Origin of the sequence: Amycolatopsis sp. CB00013, from assembly GCF_001905755.1 — a bacterium.
Taxonomy (GTDB): domain Bacteria; phylum Actinomycetota; class Actinomycetes; order Mycobacteriales; family Pseudonocardiaceae; genus Amycolatopsis; species Amycolatopsis japonica.
The window spans coordinates 679,377-693,410 of sequence record NZ_LIWC01000005.1 but is presented as its reverse complement, the minus strand read 5'-3'; the positions used below and the strand labels follow the sequence as shown (position 1 = coordinate 693,410).

The 14,034-nt window shown below is 69.7% G+C and carries 13 protein-coding genes and 1 other RNA gene; 10 read left to right on the top strand and 4 right to left on the bottom strand.

Annotated elements, in window-relative coordinates:
- Nucleotides 1–21: 21 nt before the first annotated feature.
- The 3 genes from ssrA to AMK34_RS42865 all read left to right on the top strand — a co-directional run bounded on the left by ssrA (nucleotide 22) and on the right by AMK34_RS42865 (nucleotide 1,591).
- Nucleotides 22–394: a transfer-messenger RNA gene (gene ssrA / locus AMK34_RS33210) on the top strand.
- A gap of 109 nt (nucleotides 395–503) precedes the next feature.
- The gene (locus tag AMK34_RS33205) at nucleotides 504–1,241 is read left to right on the top strand and encodes an alpha/beta fold hydrolase (RefSeq protein ID WP_073848028.1); all 738 of its coding nucleotides are present in this window, start codon (nucleotides 504–506) and stop codon (nucleotides 1,239–1,241) included.
- A gap of 134 nt (nucleotides 1,242–1,375) precedes the next feature.
- Nucleotides 1,376–1,591 (top strand): hypothetical protein, encoded by a 216-nt coding sequence (locus tag AMK34_RS42865; protein ID WP_037345970.1) that lies wholly within the window; start codon nucleotides 1,376–1,378, stop codon nucleotides 1,589–1,591.
- Here the strand turns inward: AMK34_RS42865 and AMK34_RS33200 are convergent.
- Nucleotides 1,579–2,364 (bottom strand): IclR family transcriptional regulator, encoded by a 786-nt coding sequence (locus AMK34_RS33200; protein ID WP_073847970.1) that lies wholly within the window; start codon nucleotides 2,362–2,364, stop codon nucleotides 1,579–1,581. The genes AMK34_RS42865 and AMK34_RS33200 overlap by 13 nt on opposite strands.
- Nucleotides 2,365–2,748: 384 nt before the next feature.
- Between AMK34_RS33200 and hutH the strand changes: the two genes are divergently transcribed.
- Genes hutH through hutI form a run of 5 tightly spaced genes read left to right on the top strand, consistent with a single transcriptional unit; the run spans nucleotide 2,749 to nucleotide 9,580 of the window.
- A complete protein-coding gene (gene hutH, locus AMK34_RS33195; RefSeq protein ID WP_073847969.1) occupies nucleotides 2,749–4,275 on the top strand; it encodes a histidine ammonia-lyase in 1,527 nt (508 codons plus the stop codon).
- Nucleotides 4,276–4,279: 4 nt separating this feature from the next.
- Entirely contained in the window at nucleotides 4,280–5,932 is a 1,653-nt protein-coding gene (gene hutU / locus AMK34_RS33190; RefSeq protein ID WP_073847968.1) for a urocanate hydratase, read from the top strand.
- Nucleotides 5,929–7,125: an allantoate amidohydrolase gene (locus AMK34_RS33185; RefSeq protein WP_073847967.1), complete on the top strand. Its 1,197-nt coding sequence runs from the start codon at nucleotides 5,929–5,931 to the stop codon at nucleotides 7,123–7,125. The genes hutU and AMK34_RS33185 overlap by 4 nt, the downstream gene beginning before the upstream one ends.
- A complete protein-coding gene (locus tag AMK34_RS33180) occupies nucleotides 7,122–8,426 on the top strand; it encodes a formimidoylglutamate deiminase (protein ID WP_073847966.1) in 1,305 nt (434 codons plus the stop codon). Before AMK34_RS33185 ends, AMK34_RS33180 begins: the two co-directional genes overlap by 4 nt.
- Entirely contained in the window at nucleotides 8,414–9,580 is a 1,167-nt protein-coding gene (gene hutI / locus AMK34_RS33175; RefSeq protein ID WP_073847965.1) for an imidazolonepropionase, read from the top strand. The genes AMK34_RS33180 and hutI overlap by 13 nt, the downstream gene beginning before the upstream one ends.
- Before the next feature lie 27 nt (nucleotides 9,581–9,607).
- Here the strand turns inward: hutI and AMK34_RS33170 are convergent, their stop codons facing one another.
- Both AMK34_RS33170 and AMK34_RS33165 read right to left on the bottom strand, forming a co-directional pair.
- Nucleotides 9,608–10,366, bottom strand: coding sequence for a hypothetical protein (locus AMK34_RS33170; protein ID WP_073847964.1), 759 nt, complete (start codon nucleotides 10,364–10,366; stop codon nucleotides 9,608–9,610).
- Nucleotides 10,363–10,572: a hypothetical protein gene (locus AMK34_RS33165; protein ID WP_016331662.1), complete on the bottom strand. Its 210-nt coding sequence runs from the start codon at nucleotides 10,570–10,572 to the stop codon at nucleotides 10,363–10,365. The genes AMK34_RS33170 and AMK34_RS33165 overlap by 4 nt, the downstream gene beginning before the upstream one ends.
- Nucleotides 10,573–10,687: 115 nt before the next feature.
- Between AMK34_RS33165 and AMK34_RS33160 the strand changes: the two genes are divergently transcribed.
- Together AMK34_RS33160 and AMK34_RS33155 are read left to right on the top strand one after the other, a co-directional pair.
- Nucleotides 10,688–12,292: a histidine kinase gene (locus tag AMK34_RS33160; protein ID WP_073848027.1), complete on the top strand. Its 1,605-nt coding sequence runs from the start codon at nucleotides 10,688–10,690 to the stop codon at nucleotides 12,290–12,292.
- The gene (locus tag AMK34_RS33155) at nucleotides 12,267–12,941 is read left to right on the top strand and encodes a response regulator transcription factor (protein WP_073847963.1); all 675 of its coding nucleotides are present in this window, start codon (nucleotides 12,267–12,269) and stop codon (nucleotides 12,939–12,941) included. Before AMK34_RS33160 ends, AMK34_RS33155 begins: the two co-directional genes overlap by 26 nt.
- Here AMK34_RS33155 and AMK34_RS33150 read toward each other — a convergent pair.
- A complete protein-coding gene (locus tag AMK34_RS33150; protein WP_073847962.1) occupies nucleotides 12,886–14,007 on the bottom strand; it encodes an FAD-dependent monooxygenase in 1,122 nt (373 codons plus the stop codon). The genes AMK34_RS33155 and AMK34_RS33150 overlap by 56 nt on opposite strands.
- Nucleotides 14,008–14,034: the final 27 nt, after the last annotated feature.

Below are 14,034 nucleotides of genomic sequence, written 5' to 3'. Positions count from 1 at the left end.
GTACAGGTTGTGTCCCACCAAGGGGGTGAACGGTTTCGACTTTGGACGTTGAATCAGGAGAAGCGTGCCGGTGCAGGCGAGAGACCACCGTAAGCGTCATCGCAAACCAATAAGCGCCGAGCCTAAGAGCCAGCGCGAGTTCGCTCTTGCTGCCTAAGCAGTAGAGCAACTCTGTCGGTCCGGGGTCGCCTCCGACCCGGTCACCGGCATCAGCTAGGAGGCTTACCGTCACACTCGGCTACGGAGTGTGGTTGGGAATCAAACAGTGGCTGGGCTCGTCACTTCAGCTTGTTCGCGTGACTGAAGGGGCCAAGTAGAGACATAGCGGACTGCGCACGGAGAAGCCCTGATGATTCGCCAGAGGACCCGGGTTCAATTCCCGGCACCTCCACCGTTTCGACGAAGCGGCCCTACCCCTCAGGGGTGGGGCCGCTTCCTTGTACGCGGCAGGTGTGCACTTAGGGACATAGGCTGGCCCGCTTCCGGGTAATAGCCTCGTGACCATGCGCCTTCATGTGCATCAGTGGGGATCCGGACCGCGTGTCGTTCTCGTGCACGGCGTCCTGCTCGGCGGCCGCGAGGCGTGGCGGGCTCAGCGCCCGCTGACCGAGCGGTGGACCTTGCTCGCGCCGGACCGAGTCGGTCACGGGAAATCACCGGACGGCGTACAGGATTTCGAGGTCGACTCCGAGTTGATCGCGGAGCAGGTGCTCGACGAGCCCGCGCATCTGGTCGGGCTGTCCTACGGCGCGATCGTCGCGATGCTGTCGGCCGCGCGGCGGCCGGAGATGGTCCGGACGCTCACCGTGGTCGAACCGCCCGCAGCGGGGATCGTCCGCGGTGACGAGGTCGTCGACGCGTGGGACGCCGAATTGCGGCGATTTCTCGACGGGCCGCTCGACGATCCTCGCGAGGTGTTCAAGGCGTTCTTCCCGCTCGCGGGTGTGCCGCTGCCCATCCCGGACCCTGTGCCGGAGACGCTGCGGCGCGGTGCCCGTGCGCTGGTCGGGATGCGGCCGCCGGGTGACGCGGACTTACCGCTCGCTGCGCTGGCCGAAGCGGGTTTCCCGACGCTCGTGGTCACCGGCGGCCACCGGCCGGAGTACGAGATCGTCGCCGACGCGATCGCGGACGGGGTCGGCGCCCGCCGGGAAATCGTGCGGGGGATGGGGCATTTGGTGCCCGACACGGGTGCGCCGTTCAATGAGCTTTTGGAAGGATTTCTGAATCACGGAGAGTAGCTGTAGCAAGGTCGATTTCATCTCGATTCACCCGCAATGGCGATCTTGTTCCGTGAAGTGTCATGCTGTGTGTCCGACCATGGCTCTCTTTCGAAACGACCCCGTGTCGCCGGAGGGCCGGAAGAAGGTGGCAGATGACCTGGGCCAGGCATTCCAGTCGTCCCGACCCCGCTGAAGACCAGAGCCGGATGGCCGGTGTGCGCGCGGAGGAAGAAGTCCGCCTCACCCTGCAGAACGGCAGAGCCGCTCGAACCGTCGCAGGGCACGCCTCGGACGCCATCGACTGCGCGGAACTGCTGGCGATGCTCGGACTCGAGGGAGTCCAGAAGAAGCACGCTCAGCGCACCTGACCCCCGATCCGGGTGGTCAATTCGGCCGCGGTCGGACGGACCTCGTCGGCGAGATCGGGCCAAGTCTCCTCACACCCCTCGGCCCCTGGGCAGAGGTGGCGGAGGGTCACGCTGATCGCGGCCATCGGCCGGCCGCCGTGGTCGAAGACCGGGCAGGCCACCGAGGCGAATCCTTCGGTGACGTGACCGTCTTCGACCGCCCACCCGAGCCTGCCCTCCGCGTTCAGCGTGCGGCGCAGTTCGGCGAGGGTGCGCGGGCCGCGACCGGTGCGCAGGACGAACGCCGACGCGGCCGGGAAGAGCGCGCGCACATGCGGTGAGGGCAGATGCCGCAGGATCGCCCTGCCCGACGCCGTGAGCTGGCCCGGGAGCCGGACGCCGACCTCGGTCACCAAGGTTTCCGGGCGTGTGGGGCGCTCTTTGACCAGGTAGAGCGACTCGTTGCCGTGCAGCACGCCCAGATGTGCGGTGTGGCCGACGCGGTCGGCGAGTTTGCGCAGCAGCGGGACCGCGAGTCGTTCCAGCGGGTCGTGCCGCAGGTAGGCCGACCCGAGTTCGAACGCGGCGATGCCGAGGCCGTAGCGGCGCTCGGCGGGCAGGTGCGTCACGAAACCGGCGGCTTCCAGTTCGGCGAGCAGGTGATATGTCGTCGACCGCGGGAGACCGAGTTCGCGCGCGATCGCGGCCGCCGACACCGGGCCGGGCCGCGCGGCGAGGGCGCGGAGGATGCCGAGGCCGCGTCGGAGGGCTGGTACTTCGCTGCTCTCGCCCATGGTCGGCCTCCTTCGTTTTCGTGCGGCTGTTCGTGCGGCTGTTCGTGCGGCGGGGGAGCAAGGGGCCTTTGCTACCACTTCTCTCAATGTCGAGACGAGTGGTAGCAAAGGTCCCTTGCTCCCTTTTCGCAGGTGGGAGCGGTGACCGTGTGGATTTCGGGTCATCCAACGCACCAAAATCCACACAGTCGGTAGTCGTCGCTACGCGGGGTAGGGGGTGTGTGGATATAGGGACACTCAACGTCCCTATATCCACACACCCCCATCCCGGCGGCGACCCGTGGTAGCAAAGGTCCCTTGCTCCCACCGTGCGTGTCTTGGATACCAGACACAACCACCGGTTGGCGCCGCCCACCAGCAGGCATGGCGTTGTCCAATGGGGCTATGCCGGAAACCGTACTTCTGGGGTCCGAACCGCTTCGGCCCGAACAGGTCGTCGCGGTCGCCCGTGACCACTCGCCCGTCGCGGTCAGCGAAGCGGCCGAGAAGAACCTTGCCGCGACGCGTAAGCACATCGACGACCTCGCGCACGCCGAGACGCCGACGTACGGCGTTTCGACGGGCTTCGGGGCGCTCGCTACCAGGCACATCCCGCTCGAGAGCCGCACCGCGCTCCAGCGGTCGCTGATCCGGTCGCACGCGGCCGGCGCGGGCCCGGTCGTGGAGACCGAGGTCGTCCGCGCGCTGATGTTGCTGCGCCTCCGCACCCTCGCCAGCGGGTACACCGGCATCCGTCCCCAGACCGCGCAAGCGCTTGCGGCCATGCTCAACGCCGGGATCACCCCGCTCGTCCACGAGTACGGCAGCCTCGGCTGCTCCGGCGACCTCGCGCCCCTCGCTGCTGTCGCGCTCGCGCTGATGGGGGAGGGCGAAGTCGAGTACAACGGCGAAGTCGTCCAGGCCGACGTAGCGCTGAAGCACGCTGGGATCGAGCCGATCGTTCTCGCGGAGAAGGAGGGCCTCGCCCTCACCAACGGGACCGACGGCATGCTCGGCATGCTCCTGCTCGCGGCCGCCGACCTGCGCAAGTTGCTCGACACCGCCGACATCACCGCGGCGATGAGCGTCGAAGCGCTCCTCGGCACCGATCGCGCCTTCGCGGCCGACCTCCAGGCCTTGCGTCCGCACCCGGGCCAGGCGCTGAGCGCCCAGCGCATGTGGACGGCGCTGCAGGACTCGAAGATCGTCGAGAGCCACCGCGGTCCCGACTGCAACCGCGTCCAGGACGCGTACTCCCTCCGCTGCGCGCCCCAGGTGCACGGCGGCGCGCGGGACAGCCTCACGCACGCCGAACTCGTCGCCGAGCGTGAGCTTCATTCCGCGGTCGACAACCCGGTCGTGTTGTCCGACGGCCGTGTCGAGTCCAACGGCAACTTCCACGGCGCCCCGGTCGCGTACGTGCTCGACTTCCTCGCCATCCCGCTCGCGGACGTCGCGAGCATCGCCGAGCGCCGCACGGACCGCATGCTCGACAAGGCTCGTTCGCACGGCCTGCCGCCGTTCCTCGCGTTCGACCCCGGCGTCGATTCCGGCCACATGATCGCCCAGTACACGCAGGCGGCCGTGGTCAGCGAGCTCAAGCGGCTCGCGGTGCCGGCGTCGGTCGACTCGATCCCGAGCAGCGCCATGCAGGAGGACCACGTCTCCATGGGCTGGTCCGCCGCGCGCAAGCTGCGCAAGGCCGTCGAGGGCCTCAACACCGTGCTCGCCATCGAACTGCTCACCGCCGCGCGCGCCCTCGACATGCGTGCGCCCCTGGTCCCGTCGCCGGTCACCGGCCGGGTCCGGGATCTCGTCCGCACCAAGGTCGAAGGCCCCGGCCCCGACCGTCATCTGGCGCCGGAGATCGCCGCCGCCGAAGAACTCGTCGCGTCGGGTGCCGTCCTCGCCGCGGCCCAACTGGAGGTCTGAGCCCATGACCCGCACGGTCCGTGCCGCCCGAGGCACCACGCTCACCGCGAAGAACTGGCAGACCGAAGCCGCGTTGCGGATGTTCCACAACAACCTCGACCCCGACGTCGCCGAGCGTCCCGAGGACCTGGTGGTCTACGGCGGCACCGGCAAGGCCGCCCGCAACTGGGCCAGCTTCGACGCGATCACCCGCGAACTGACCACTTTGGACGCCGACGAGACACTGCTCGTCCAGTCCGGCAAGCCGGTCGGCGTGTTCCGCACGCACGAATGGGCGCCGCGCGTGCTCATCGCGAACTCCAACCTCGTCGGCGACTGGGCGACGTGGCCGGAGTTCCGCCGGCTGGAGGCCCAAGGCCTGACCATGTACGGCCAGATGACCGCGGGGTCCTGGATCTACATCGGCACGCAGGGAATCCTGCAGGGCACGTACGAGACCTTCGCCGCCGTCGCCAAGAAGCGGTTCGGCGGCAGCCTCAAGGGCACGCTCACCGTCACCGCCGGTCTCGGCGGCATGGGTGGCGCGCAGCCGCTCGCGGTCACGATGAACGACGGGGTCGCGCTCGTCATCGAATGCGACCCGCAGCGCGCGCACCGCCGCGTCGAGACCCGCTACCTCGACGAGGTCGCCGACGACCTCGACGACGCGATCCGCCGGGTGGAGGCCGCGAAGAAGGAGAAGCGCGCGCTGTCCGTCGGCGTGGTCGGCAACGCCGCCGAGGTGCTGCCCGAACTGCTGCGCCGCGGCGTCGAGGTCGACATCGTCACCGACCAGACCTCCGCGCACGACCCGCTTTCCTATCTGCCCAAGGGAATCGGCATCGACGAGTGGCAGGACTACGCGGACAAGAAGCCCGACGAGTTCACCGAACGCGCCCGCGAGTCGATGGCGGAGCACGTCGAGGCGATGCTCGGCTTCCTCGACAAGGGCGCCGAGGTCTTCGACTACGGCAACTCCCTGCGCGGCGAGGCGAAACTCGGCGGCTGCGAGCGCGCGTTCGACTTCCCGGGATTCGTGCCGGCCTACATCCGCCCGCTGTTCTGCGAGGGCAACGGCCCGTTCCGCTGGGCGGCGCTGTCCGGCGACCCCGAGGACATCGCGGCGACCGACCACGCGATGCTGGAACTGTTCCCGGAGAACGAATCCCTCGCGCGCTGGATCCGGCTCGCCGGGGAACGGGTGGCCTTCCAAGGCCTTCCGTCGCGGATCTGCTGGCTCGGCTACGGCGAGCGGCACCTCGCGGGGCTGCGGTTCAACGAGATGGTCGCCAGCGGTGAACTGAAGGCGCCGGTCGTCATCGGCCGCGACCACCTCGACTCGGGCAGTGTGGCTTCGCCGTACCGCGAGACCGAGGGCATGGCCGACGGTTCCGACGCGATCGCCGACTGGCCGCTGCTGAACGCGCTGGTCAACACCTCGTCGGGCGCCAGCTGGGTGTCGATCCACCACGGCGGCGGCGTCGGCATGGGTCGCTCCATCCACGCGGGCCAGGTCAGCGTGGCCGACGGAACCCTGCTGGCGGCACAGAAACTCGAGCGCGTGCTCACCAACGACCCGGGTATGGGCGTCATCCGGCACGTCGACGCGGGCTACGACCGCGCCGCCGACGTCGCCGACGAGCGCGGCGTGCGCGTGCCGATGCGGGACGCCGAGTGACCGCGTCCTCGCTGCTGGAGGAGATCTCGGACGTCGGCCGCGACCCGAAGCGCGGAGGCTATTCCCGCCACGCCTTCGACGCGGCCGAAACCGAGCTGCGCGCGTGGTTCGTCGAGCGCGCCGGACGTCTGGGACTGGGCGTCGAGACCGACCGCAACGGCAACATCTGGGCCTGGTGGGGAACACCCGGCCCGGACGCGGTCGTCACCGGGAGCCATCTCGACTCGGTGCCCGGCGGCGGTGCCTTCGACGGTCCGCTCGGTGTCGCGAGCGCGCTCGACGCGGTGGAGATCTTGCAGGCCAAGGGATTCCGTCCGGCCAAGCCGTTCGCCGTCGTGGTCTTCGCGGAAGAGGAGGGCGGCCGATTCGGTGTGCCGTGCCTCGGATCGCGTCTGCTGACCGGGACCATCGACGCGGACAAGGCACGCGGCCTGCGCGACCCGGACGGCGTCACGTTCGCCGAAGCGGCGGCGAAATCCGGCCTCGATCCGGATCGGGTCGGCCGTGACTCCGAGCGGCTCGGGCTGATCGGGCGGTTCCTGGAGCTGCACGTGGAGCAGGGGCGCGGGCTGATCGACCTCGGCTCGCCGGTCGCCGTCGGCAACACCGTGATCGCGCACGGACGATGGCGATTCTCCTTCCAGGGGCAGGGAAACCACGCCGGTGCGACGCTGATCGGCGATCGTCGTGACCCGATGATCCCGGCGGCGGAGACCGTTCTCGCCGTGCGGAAACTGGCGAAGGCGACCGCTGACGCGAGGGCCACCGTCGGCAGGCTCGTGCCGACGCCCGGCGGGACGAACGTCATCGCGTCCACTGTGGACCTGTGGCTGGACGCGCGAGTGCCGGGTACGGATACGCCCGCACTGGTCGCGGAAATCGCGAAGCTGGCGGAAGAGGCGGCCGGACAGGAAGGGTGCCGCGTCGAGGTCACCAGGGAGTCGTACTCCGACGACGTGATCTTCGACGACGTGCTGCGCCGTGACCTGAGCACGTGGCTGGGCGGGCCGCCGGAACTGCCGACCGGCGCCGGGCACGACGCGGCGATCCTCGCCGGGTTCGTCCCGTCCGGAATGCTCTATGTGCGTAACCCCACCGGGATCAGCCATTCCCCGGAGGAGTTCTCCGAAGCGGAGGACGTCGACCACGGTGCCCGCGCGCTCGCGGACGTCCTGGAGAAACTGTCGACATGACGACATATTGGTGTGAACGCGCCTGGCTGCCGGACGGGATCGCCGACGCCGTCCGGATCGAGGTCGACGGCGGCAAGATCACGTCCGTGACGGCGAACGCGCCTCGCGAAGGGACTGTCCTGAGTGGACTGACCTTGCCGGGTTTCGCGAACGGGCACTCGCACGCGTTCCACCGTGCGCTGCGCGGGCGGACGCACCACGACCGCGGCACCTTCTGGACGTGGCGCGAGCGGATGTATTCGCTCGCGTCTCGGCTGGATCCGGATTCGTATTACCGGTGGGCGCGCGGGGTTTATGCCGAGATGGTGCTTGCCGGGTACACGAGCGTCGGCGAGTTCCACTACCTGCACCACGCGCCGGGCGGAAAGCCTTACGCTGAGCCGAATGCGATGGGCGAGGCCTTGCGGCAGGCCGCCAGGGACGCCGGGATCCGGCTGACGTTGCTCGACACGTGCTACCTCGCGGGCGGGATCGGCGTCGAGCCCGACGAGGTGCAGCGGCGGTTCTCCGACGGGACGGCCACCAAGTGGGCGCAACGAGTCGGCGAATTGCGTGAGGACGAGACGTTCCGGGTGGGCGGCGCGATCCATTCGGTGCGTGCCGTTCCCGAGGACGAATTGTCCGAAGTGGACAACGGGACGCCCGAGGATCGTCCGCTGCACATCCATCTTTCCGAGCAGCGGGCCGAGAACGAGCAGTGCATGGCGGCTTATCACTGGACTCCGACGGGGCTGCTCTGGGACAACGGTGTGCTCACTGAGCGGCTCACCGCGGTGCACGCGACGCACCTGACACCGGGAGACATCAAGTGGCTCGGCGAGGCGGGGAGCCGCGCCTGTTTCTGCCCGACGACCGAACGGGATCTCGGCGACGGCATCGGTCCCGCGCGGACGCTGCTGGACGCGGGGGTGCGGCTGTCGATCGGCAGCGACAGCAACGCGGTCGTCGACGCGTTCGAGGAGACCAGGGCACTGGAATTGAACGAGCGGCTCGCCAGCGAGAAACGCGGTCGGTTCACCGCCGAGGAACTGCTCGCGGCCGCGACGGATCACGGTGCAGTCGGCTGGGACGAGGTCGGCACGCTGGCTCCGGGCGCGGGCGCGGACCTGGTGACGGTCGGCCTCGGGTCGGTGCGGACCGCGGGGATCGAGCCGTCCGGGGTGGTCTTCGCCGCTTCGGGGGCGGACGTACGGGACGTCGTCGTCGCCGGGCGTGAGATCGTCCGCGATGGCGTGCATCAGCTGATCGACCGGCCGGAAACGGTCTTGGCCAAGGAGATCGAGGCATTGTGGCAGTCCTGATCACGGGAATCGGCGAGCTCACCACGAACGACGCCGAACTGGGCAAGCTCCGGGACGCGGCGGTCGTCATCGAGGGCGAAGCGATCGCGTGGGTCGGCTCGGCGGTGGACGCGCCCGACGCGGACGAGCGGGTCGACGTCGAAGGGCGTGCGGTGCTGCCCGGTTGGGTGGACAGTCACACGCACCTCGTTTTCGCCGGGGACCGCACCGCCGAGTTCGAGGCGCGGATGGCCGGGAAGGCGTACAGCGCCGGGGGCATCGCGGTCACGGTCGATGCGACGCGGTCTGCTTCCGATGAGCAGCTGGCGGCGAACCTGCGGCGTCACGTGGACGAAGCGGCGAGGCAGGGCACGACCTGCCTGGAGACGAAGACCGGATACGGGCTCAACGTCGAAGACGAGGCTCGTTCGGCGCGGATCGCGGCCGATGTGGCCGACGAGGTCACGTTCCTCGGTGCGCATCTGGTGCCGCCGGGCGCGGACGCGGAGTCCTATGTGGACCTCGTGTGCGGTGACATGCTCGACGCCGTGGCCCCGCTCGTGCGGTGGGCCGACGTGTTCTGCGAGACCGGCGCGTTCGACGAGGCGCAGTCCGGACGGGTGCTCAAGGCGGCGCGGGAGCGTGGGCTCGGGCTGCGGGTGCACGGGAACCAGTTGGGGGAGGGGCCGGGAGTGCGGCTCGCCGTCGAGCTGGGGGCGGCGAGTGTCGACCACTGCACCTACCTGAGCGAAGCGGACGTCGAGGCTCTCGCTGCTTCGGACACTGTCGCGACCTTGCTGCCGGCGTGCGACCTGTCGACGCGGCAGCCGCTGGCGTCGGCGCGGCGGCTTCTCGACGCGGGGGCGACGGTCGCGCTGGCGAGCAACGCGAATCCGGGCAGCTCGTACACGACGTCGATGGCGTTCTGCGTGACGACCGCGGTGCTGCAGATGCGGATGACGATCGACGAGGCGGTGTGGTCGGCGACGGCGGGCGGTGCCCGGGCTCTGCGGCGTGACGACGTGGGCTTCGTGCGGCCGGGGGCGCGTGCCGACCTTCACGTGCTGGAGGCGCCTTCGACGACGCATCTCGCGTACCGGCCCGGGGTGCCGCTGACGGCTGAGGTGTGGCGGCGCGGAAGGCGTCTGACCAGCGGTTTCGCCTCAAAGTGGTAGCAAAGGTCCCTTGCTCCCCCGCGCGGATCAGGAGGCTTGGCCGAGGGTCTCCTGGACGCGTTCGCGCAAGGCGGGCGGGAGCTCGTCGAGCAGGTGGGACCACTGCTCGACCCGCTTCTCGCTCAGGTGCGTGAGCAGGTCGAGCACCGGCGCCCACAGGTCCTCGTCGGCGGCCGCGACCCCCAGGAGACCGCGGAACCGGGCTTCGGGAAGCAGCCCGAGGACGTGATCGATCCGGCTCTTGTCGTCGAGGACGAATGCGATCCGGATCAGCGCCTCGTCACCGATGACGGCCAGCGCCCGGCGCACCGTCGGATCGGGCAGGTGCCCGACGAACCGGCCGACGGTGATCCAGTCCTCGCGGCGCACCAGCTCACCTGCCACCTCGACGACGGTGTCGAGCGGGATCCGCGCGATGATCGCGCTCGCCCGGCGCGGGTCCAGTTCGGCCGCGACGTCGGCCAGGAACGGCGGCTTCAGCCGCTTCGCGACGTCGACGCCCCGAGAGACGTCGACCAGCCCGGCGATCCGCGCGCACAGAAGCGGGCCGAAGACCTTCTCGGCGATCTTCGCGAGAATCGGGCTCGGGACGAGCTTGCTCGCCATCGCCATCCGCTCCAGGGCGGCGAGATTGGCGTCGAACAGCGTGTCCGTGACCTGCTCGCGGAACGCCTGGAGCTCGGCTGCGTCCACGTTCTCCAGGTACGAGAGCCGTTCCGGGGTGGTGCCGAGGACGCGGGCGAGTTTGAGGATCTCCGCCTGCGAAGCGAAGTTTTCGGTGGTCACAGGCCCACCACCTTCCGAACGGCGCCGCGCAGAAGCGCGGGTACGTACTTCAGGCCCTCTTCGCCCGCTTCGGCCAACGCCTTGGCCTGGCGGTGGCGCGCGTCCCGCAACGCGTCGGAGAGGTCCTGTTTCTCGTGGTCGGCCAGCGCTTCGATGCCTGCCGGGACAGGACCGCCTAGCTGACCGGTGAGTGTGCGCTCGGCCATGGTCGATCATCATGCCTCATCGGGGCGGGGAAGCAGGGGACCTTTACTTTCGTCCATGGCGGACCGCTCGTCGCGGCTTGTAGCGTCCTGTCGTGTGAAGGACGCGGAGGAGCCCGTGCGGCGTGGGCGGCGGCTGGTCATGGACGTCGCCTTGTGGCTCGGGCTCTGCGGCTGGGTGGTCATCGACGCCGGATCCAGCACGAGGCACTGGGAACTGCTCGCCGGCCTCACCGCGACCACCACGGCGATCGCGGCGGCGCGCCGGTATCCGCTCGTCTCGCTCGCCATCGCGATGGTCGCCAGTTTCGTGGTGATGGGGAGCTTCGGCGGCCGGGTGCCGATCTGGGAAGGCTTCGTCCTCGTCGCGGTCGGTTACCTCGCCGGCTATCGGCAACCGGTCGCGAAACCGATGCTGCGCCTCTTCGCCGCTGTTTCGGTGCTGGCGGTCCCTGTCGCGCTGTTGTGGAGCAAGGACGGCTTCGCGTCCTGGGGTGCGTTGCTCGGCGTCCTCGTTTTCGCGGGGGTGACGCCCTGGCTGCTGGGCAGGTACGTCCGGCAGCGCGAGGACATGGCGCGCGACGGCTGGCGTCGCGCCGAGGAGATGGAGAGCCGCCAGCGGCTCGTCGCCGACCGCGCGCGGTTGCGTGAGCGCACCCGGATCGCCAGCGACATGCACGATTCGCTGGGCCACGAGCTGAGCCTGATCGCGGTGCGCGCGGCGGCGCTGGAGGTCGCGGGCGGACTCGACGAACCACAGCGACGGGCCGCGGGCGAGCTGCGGCAGAGCGCCGCGACGGCGACCGAACGGCTGCGCGAGATCATCGGCGTCCTGCGAGAGGACGACGCGCCGACCGAGCCGGTGCACGAGAGCATCGACGAACTGCTCGACCGGACCAGGGCTTCGGGCGTGCTGATCGAGTCCTCAGTGGACGAACCGCTCCACGGTGAGCCGCCGATGGTCGACCGCGCCGCGTACCGCGTGGTCCAGGAATCGGTCACGAACGTGGTGAAACACGCGCCGGGTGCCGCGGTGACGGTCCGGGTCGTACGGGCCGAAGGGCAGACGGACGTCGTGGTCACCAACTCCGCGCCGCCCGCGGGACCGCTGCCGGGCAGGGCATCGGGCAAACGCGGGCTGATCGGCCTGCGCGAACGGGTCCGTCTCGTCGGCGGGACTCTGCGCGCAGGCCCCCGTGACGGCGGATTCGAGGTCAGCGCGACCTTGCCGCACGACGCGGCGCCGTCGGAGGAATCGCCCGAGAGCCAGGCGGCGATGGACGCCGAGGTGGGACAGTCGACGTCGGCGAGGGAACTGGAACGCGCCCGCCGGGACGTCCGGCGCAGCCTGATCCAGGCGATCGTCGTGCCGATGGGGCTCTTCGGCGTGGTGGTCGGGATCAGCGGGGCCGTGTTCCTGGTGCAGTGGTACGGCTCCGAACTCCCCGGTGGGGACTACGCCCGCATCCACGTCGGACAGACCCGCGCGGAGATCGCCTCCCTCCTGCCCAGCGGTCAGCGGATCGCGCGACCGCGCACGGTGGAGTCTCCCGTGCCGCCGGGGGCGACATGCGAGTACTACGGCACCGAGCGCAGCGTGTTCAACTTGAACTACGAGGCCTACAGGCTGTGCTTCGCCGAGGGGAAACTCGTGGCGAAGGATTTGATCAGCGAAGACGAGCAAAAGGGGGACCCGGATGATCCGGGTGGTGCTGGCCGATGACGAGGCGATGATCCGTGCCGGGGTGTCGGCGATCCTGGCCGCGGATGCCGGGATCGAGGTGGTCGCGGAGGCCGAGGACGGGCGCGCCGCCGTCGAGCAGACCCGCGCGACCAGGCCGGACGTGGTGCTCCTCGACATCCGGATGCCGGTCATGGACGGGCTCAAGGCGGCCGAGGAGATCCGGCGGCTGCTGCCCGAGGTCGGCGTGATCATGCTGACGACGTTCGGCGAGGACGCCTACATCGAACGCGCGCTCGGCCTGGGCGCGAGCGGTTTCCTGCTGAAGTCCGGTGATCCCCGCGAACTGCTCGGCGGTATCCACGCGGTCGCGGGTGGGGCGGCGTTCCTATCGCCGAAGGTCGCGCAGCGGGTCATCGCCCGCTTTTCCGGCAATCAGGTGTCCCGCGCCGAAGAGGCGAAGGCGCTGATCGAGAAACTGACCCCGCGCGAGCAGGAAGTGCTGGCGCTGCTGGGTTCCGGACTGTCCAATGCGGACATCGCCGCGAAACTGTTCGTGGTCGAAGGCACGGTGAAGGCCTACGTGAGCACCATCCTCAACCGGCTCGGCGCGCGGAACCGGGTGCAGGCCGCGATCACCGCGTACGAGGCGGGGCTGGTCGGCGGGGGACGGGAGGAGTCCAGCCGCTGACACCGGCGCCGATGCGTGCGGTGAGCGCGCCGGGGAGCAGCCGGAACACGCCGTTGCGGACGGCCACGGCGAGCGGATTGCGCAGTTGCGGCCCGACTTTTCCCGCCTGGACCGAGGCTTTCACGACGCCTTGGCTGCGCGGGCGGCGCTGCTCGTCGTAACTCTTCAATGCCGCGTCGACGTCTTCGATGGTGCTGAGCGCGGCGGCGAGGACGACGGCGTCTTCGATCGCCTGGCAGCCGCCTTGGCCGAGGAACGGCGGCATCGCGTGGGCCGCGTCGCCGAGCAGTGCGACGCGGCCTTTCACGTACGAGGGCAGGGGAGTGCCGAGCAGATCGAGATCGTGGTGGAGCAGTGTCTCGGGCGCGGTCGCTTCGATGAGTTCGGGAATGGGGTCGTGCCAGCCGCCGAAGCGGTCTCGCAGATACGCCTTCGGATCCTCGTGGCGGACGCCCGCTTCGGCGACGTAACTCGCCCACCAGTAGACGCTGTCGTCGTGCAACGGGATGACGCCGATCTCGGCGCCGTCGTCCCAGCTCGTGCTGAGCTCGATCTTCCGGTCGACGGTGGTCACCGCGCGGAACGCCGTGCTTCCGCTGTAGACCGGTTCGGGGTGTCGTGGCCACAGCTGCTTGCGGGCCATGCTGTGGATCCCGTCCGCGGCGACGATGACGTCGGCGTCGAGGTCGTCGAGTCGGGTGACCTCGACGCCGGTGCGGACGCAACCCTCGGGAAGGGCGTCGTGGAGCGCGCCGATGAGATCCGCGCGGTGGATGGCGGCGAGCGGGCGACCGTGATGACGGCGGAAGGCCTCGGCATCCCATCGGGTGATGCGGCGGCCGTCGCGGTCGTGGAGACCTCCGGATGATTGCTCCCGCAGCTTGCCGAGCCGGACGCCCAGCGTCTCGAGTGACCGCAACGCGTTCGGCCACAGGGAGATGCCCGCCCCGGCGGCGGTGAGCGCCGGTGCCTGTTCGAGGACGGTGACCTCCCAGCCGATGCCGTGCAGCCCGATGGCGGCGCTCAGTCCGCCGATTCCCCCGCCGATCACGATCGCTTCGCGCATGTCGACCTCCTCTACACCTGTAGAGTA

Excerpts from the sequence above, each read along its gene's own strand:
- AMK34_RS33205 (WP_073848028.1), top strand. The coding sequence starts at position 504 with ATGCGCCTTCATGTGCATCAGTGGGGATCCGGACCGCGTGTCGTTCTC.
- AMK34_RS42865 (WP_037345970.1), top strand. The coding sequence starts at position 1,376 with ATGACCTGGGCCAGGCATTCCAGTCGTCCCGACCCCGCTGAAGACCAG.
- AMK34_RS33200 (WP_073847970.1), bottom strand. The coding sequence starts at position 2,364 with ATGGGCGAGAGCAGCGAAGTACCAGCCCTCCGACGCGGCCTCGGCATC.
- hutH (WP_073847969.1), top strand. The coding sequence starts at position 2,749 with ATGCCGGAAACCGTACTTCTGGGGTCCGAACCGCTTCGGCCCGAACAG.
- hutU (WP_073847968.1), top strand. The coding sequence starts at position 4,280 with ATGACCCGCACGGTCCGTGCCGCCCGAGGCACCACGCTCACCGCGAAG.
- AMK34_RS33180 (WP_073847966.1), top strand. The coding sequence starts at position 7,122 with ATGACGACATATTGGTGTGAACGCGCCTGGCTGCCGGACGGGATCGCC.
- AMK34_RS33165 (WP_016331662.1), bottom strand. The coding sequence starts at position 10,572 with ATGGCCGAGCGCACACTCACCGGTCAGCTAGGCGGTCCTGTCCCGGCA.
- AMK34_RS33155 (WP_073847963.1), top strand. The coding sequence starts at position 12,267 with ATGATCCGGGTGGTGCTGGCCGATGACGAGGCGATGATCCGTGCCGGG.
- AMK34_RS33150 (WP_073847962.1), bottom strand. The coding sequence starts at position 14,007 with ATGCGCGAAGCGATCGTGATCGGCGGGGGAATCGGCGGACTGAGCGCC.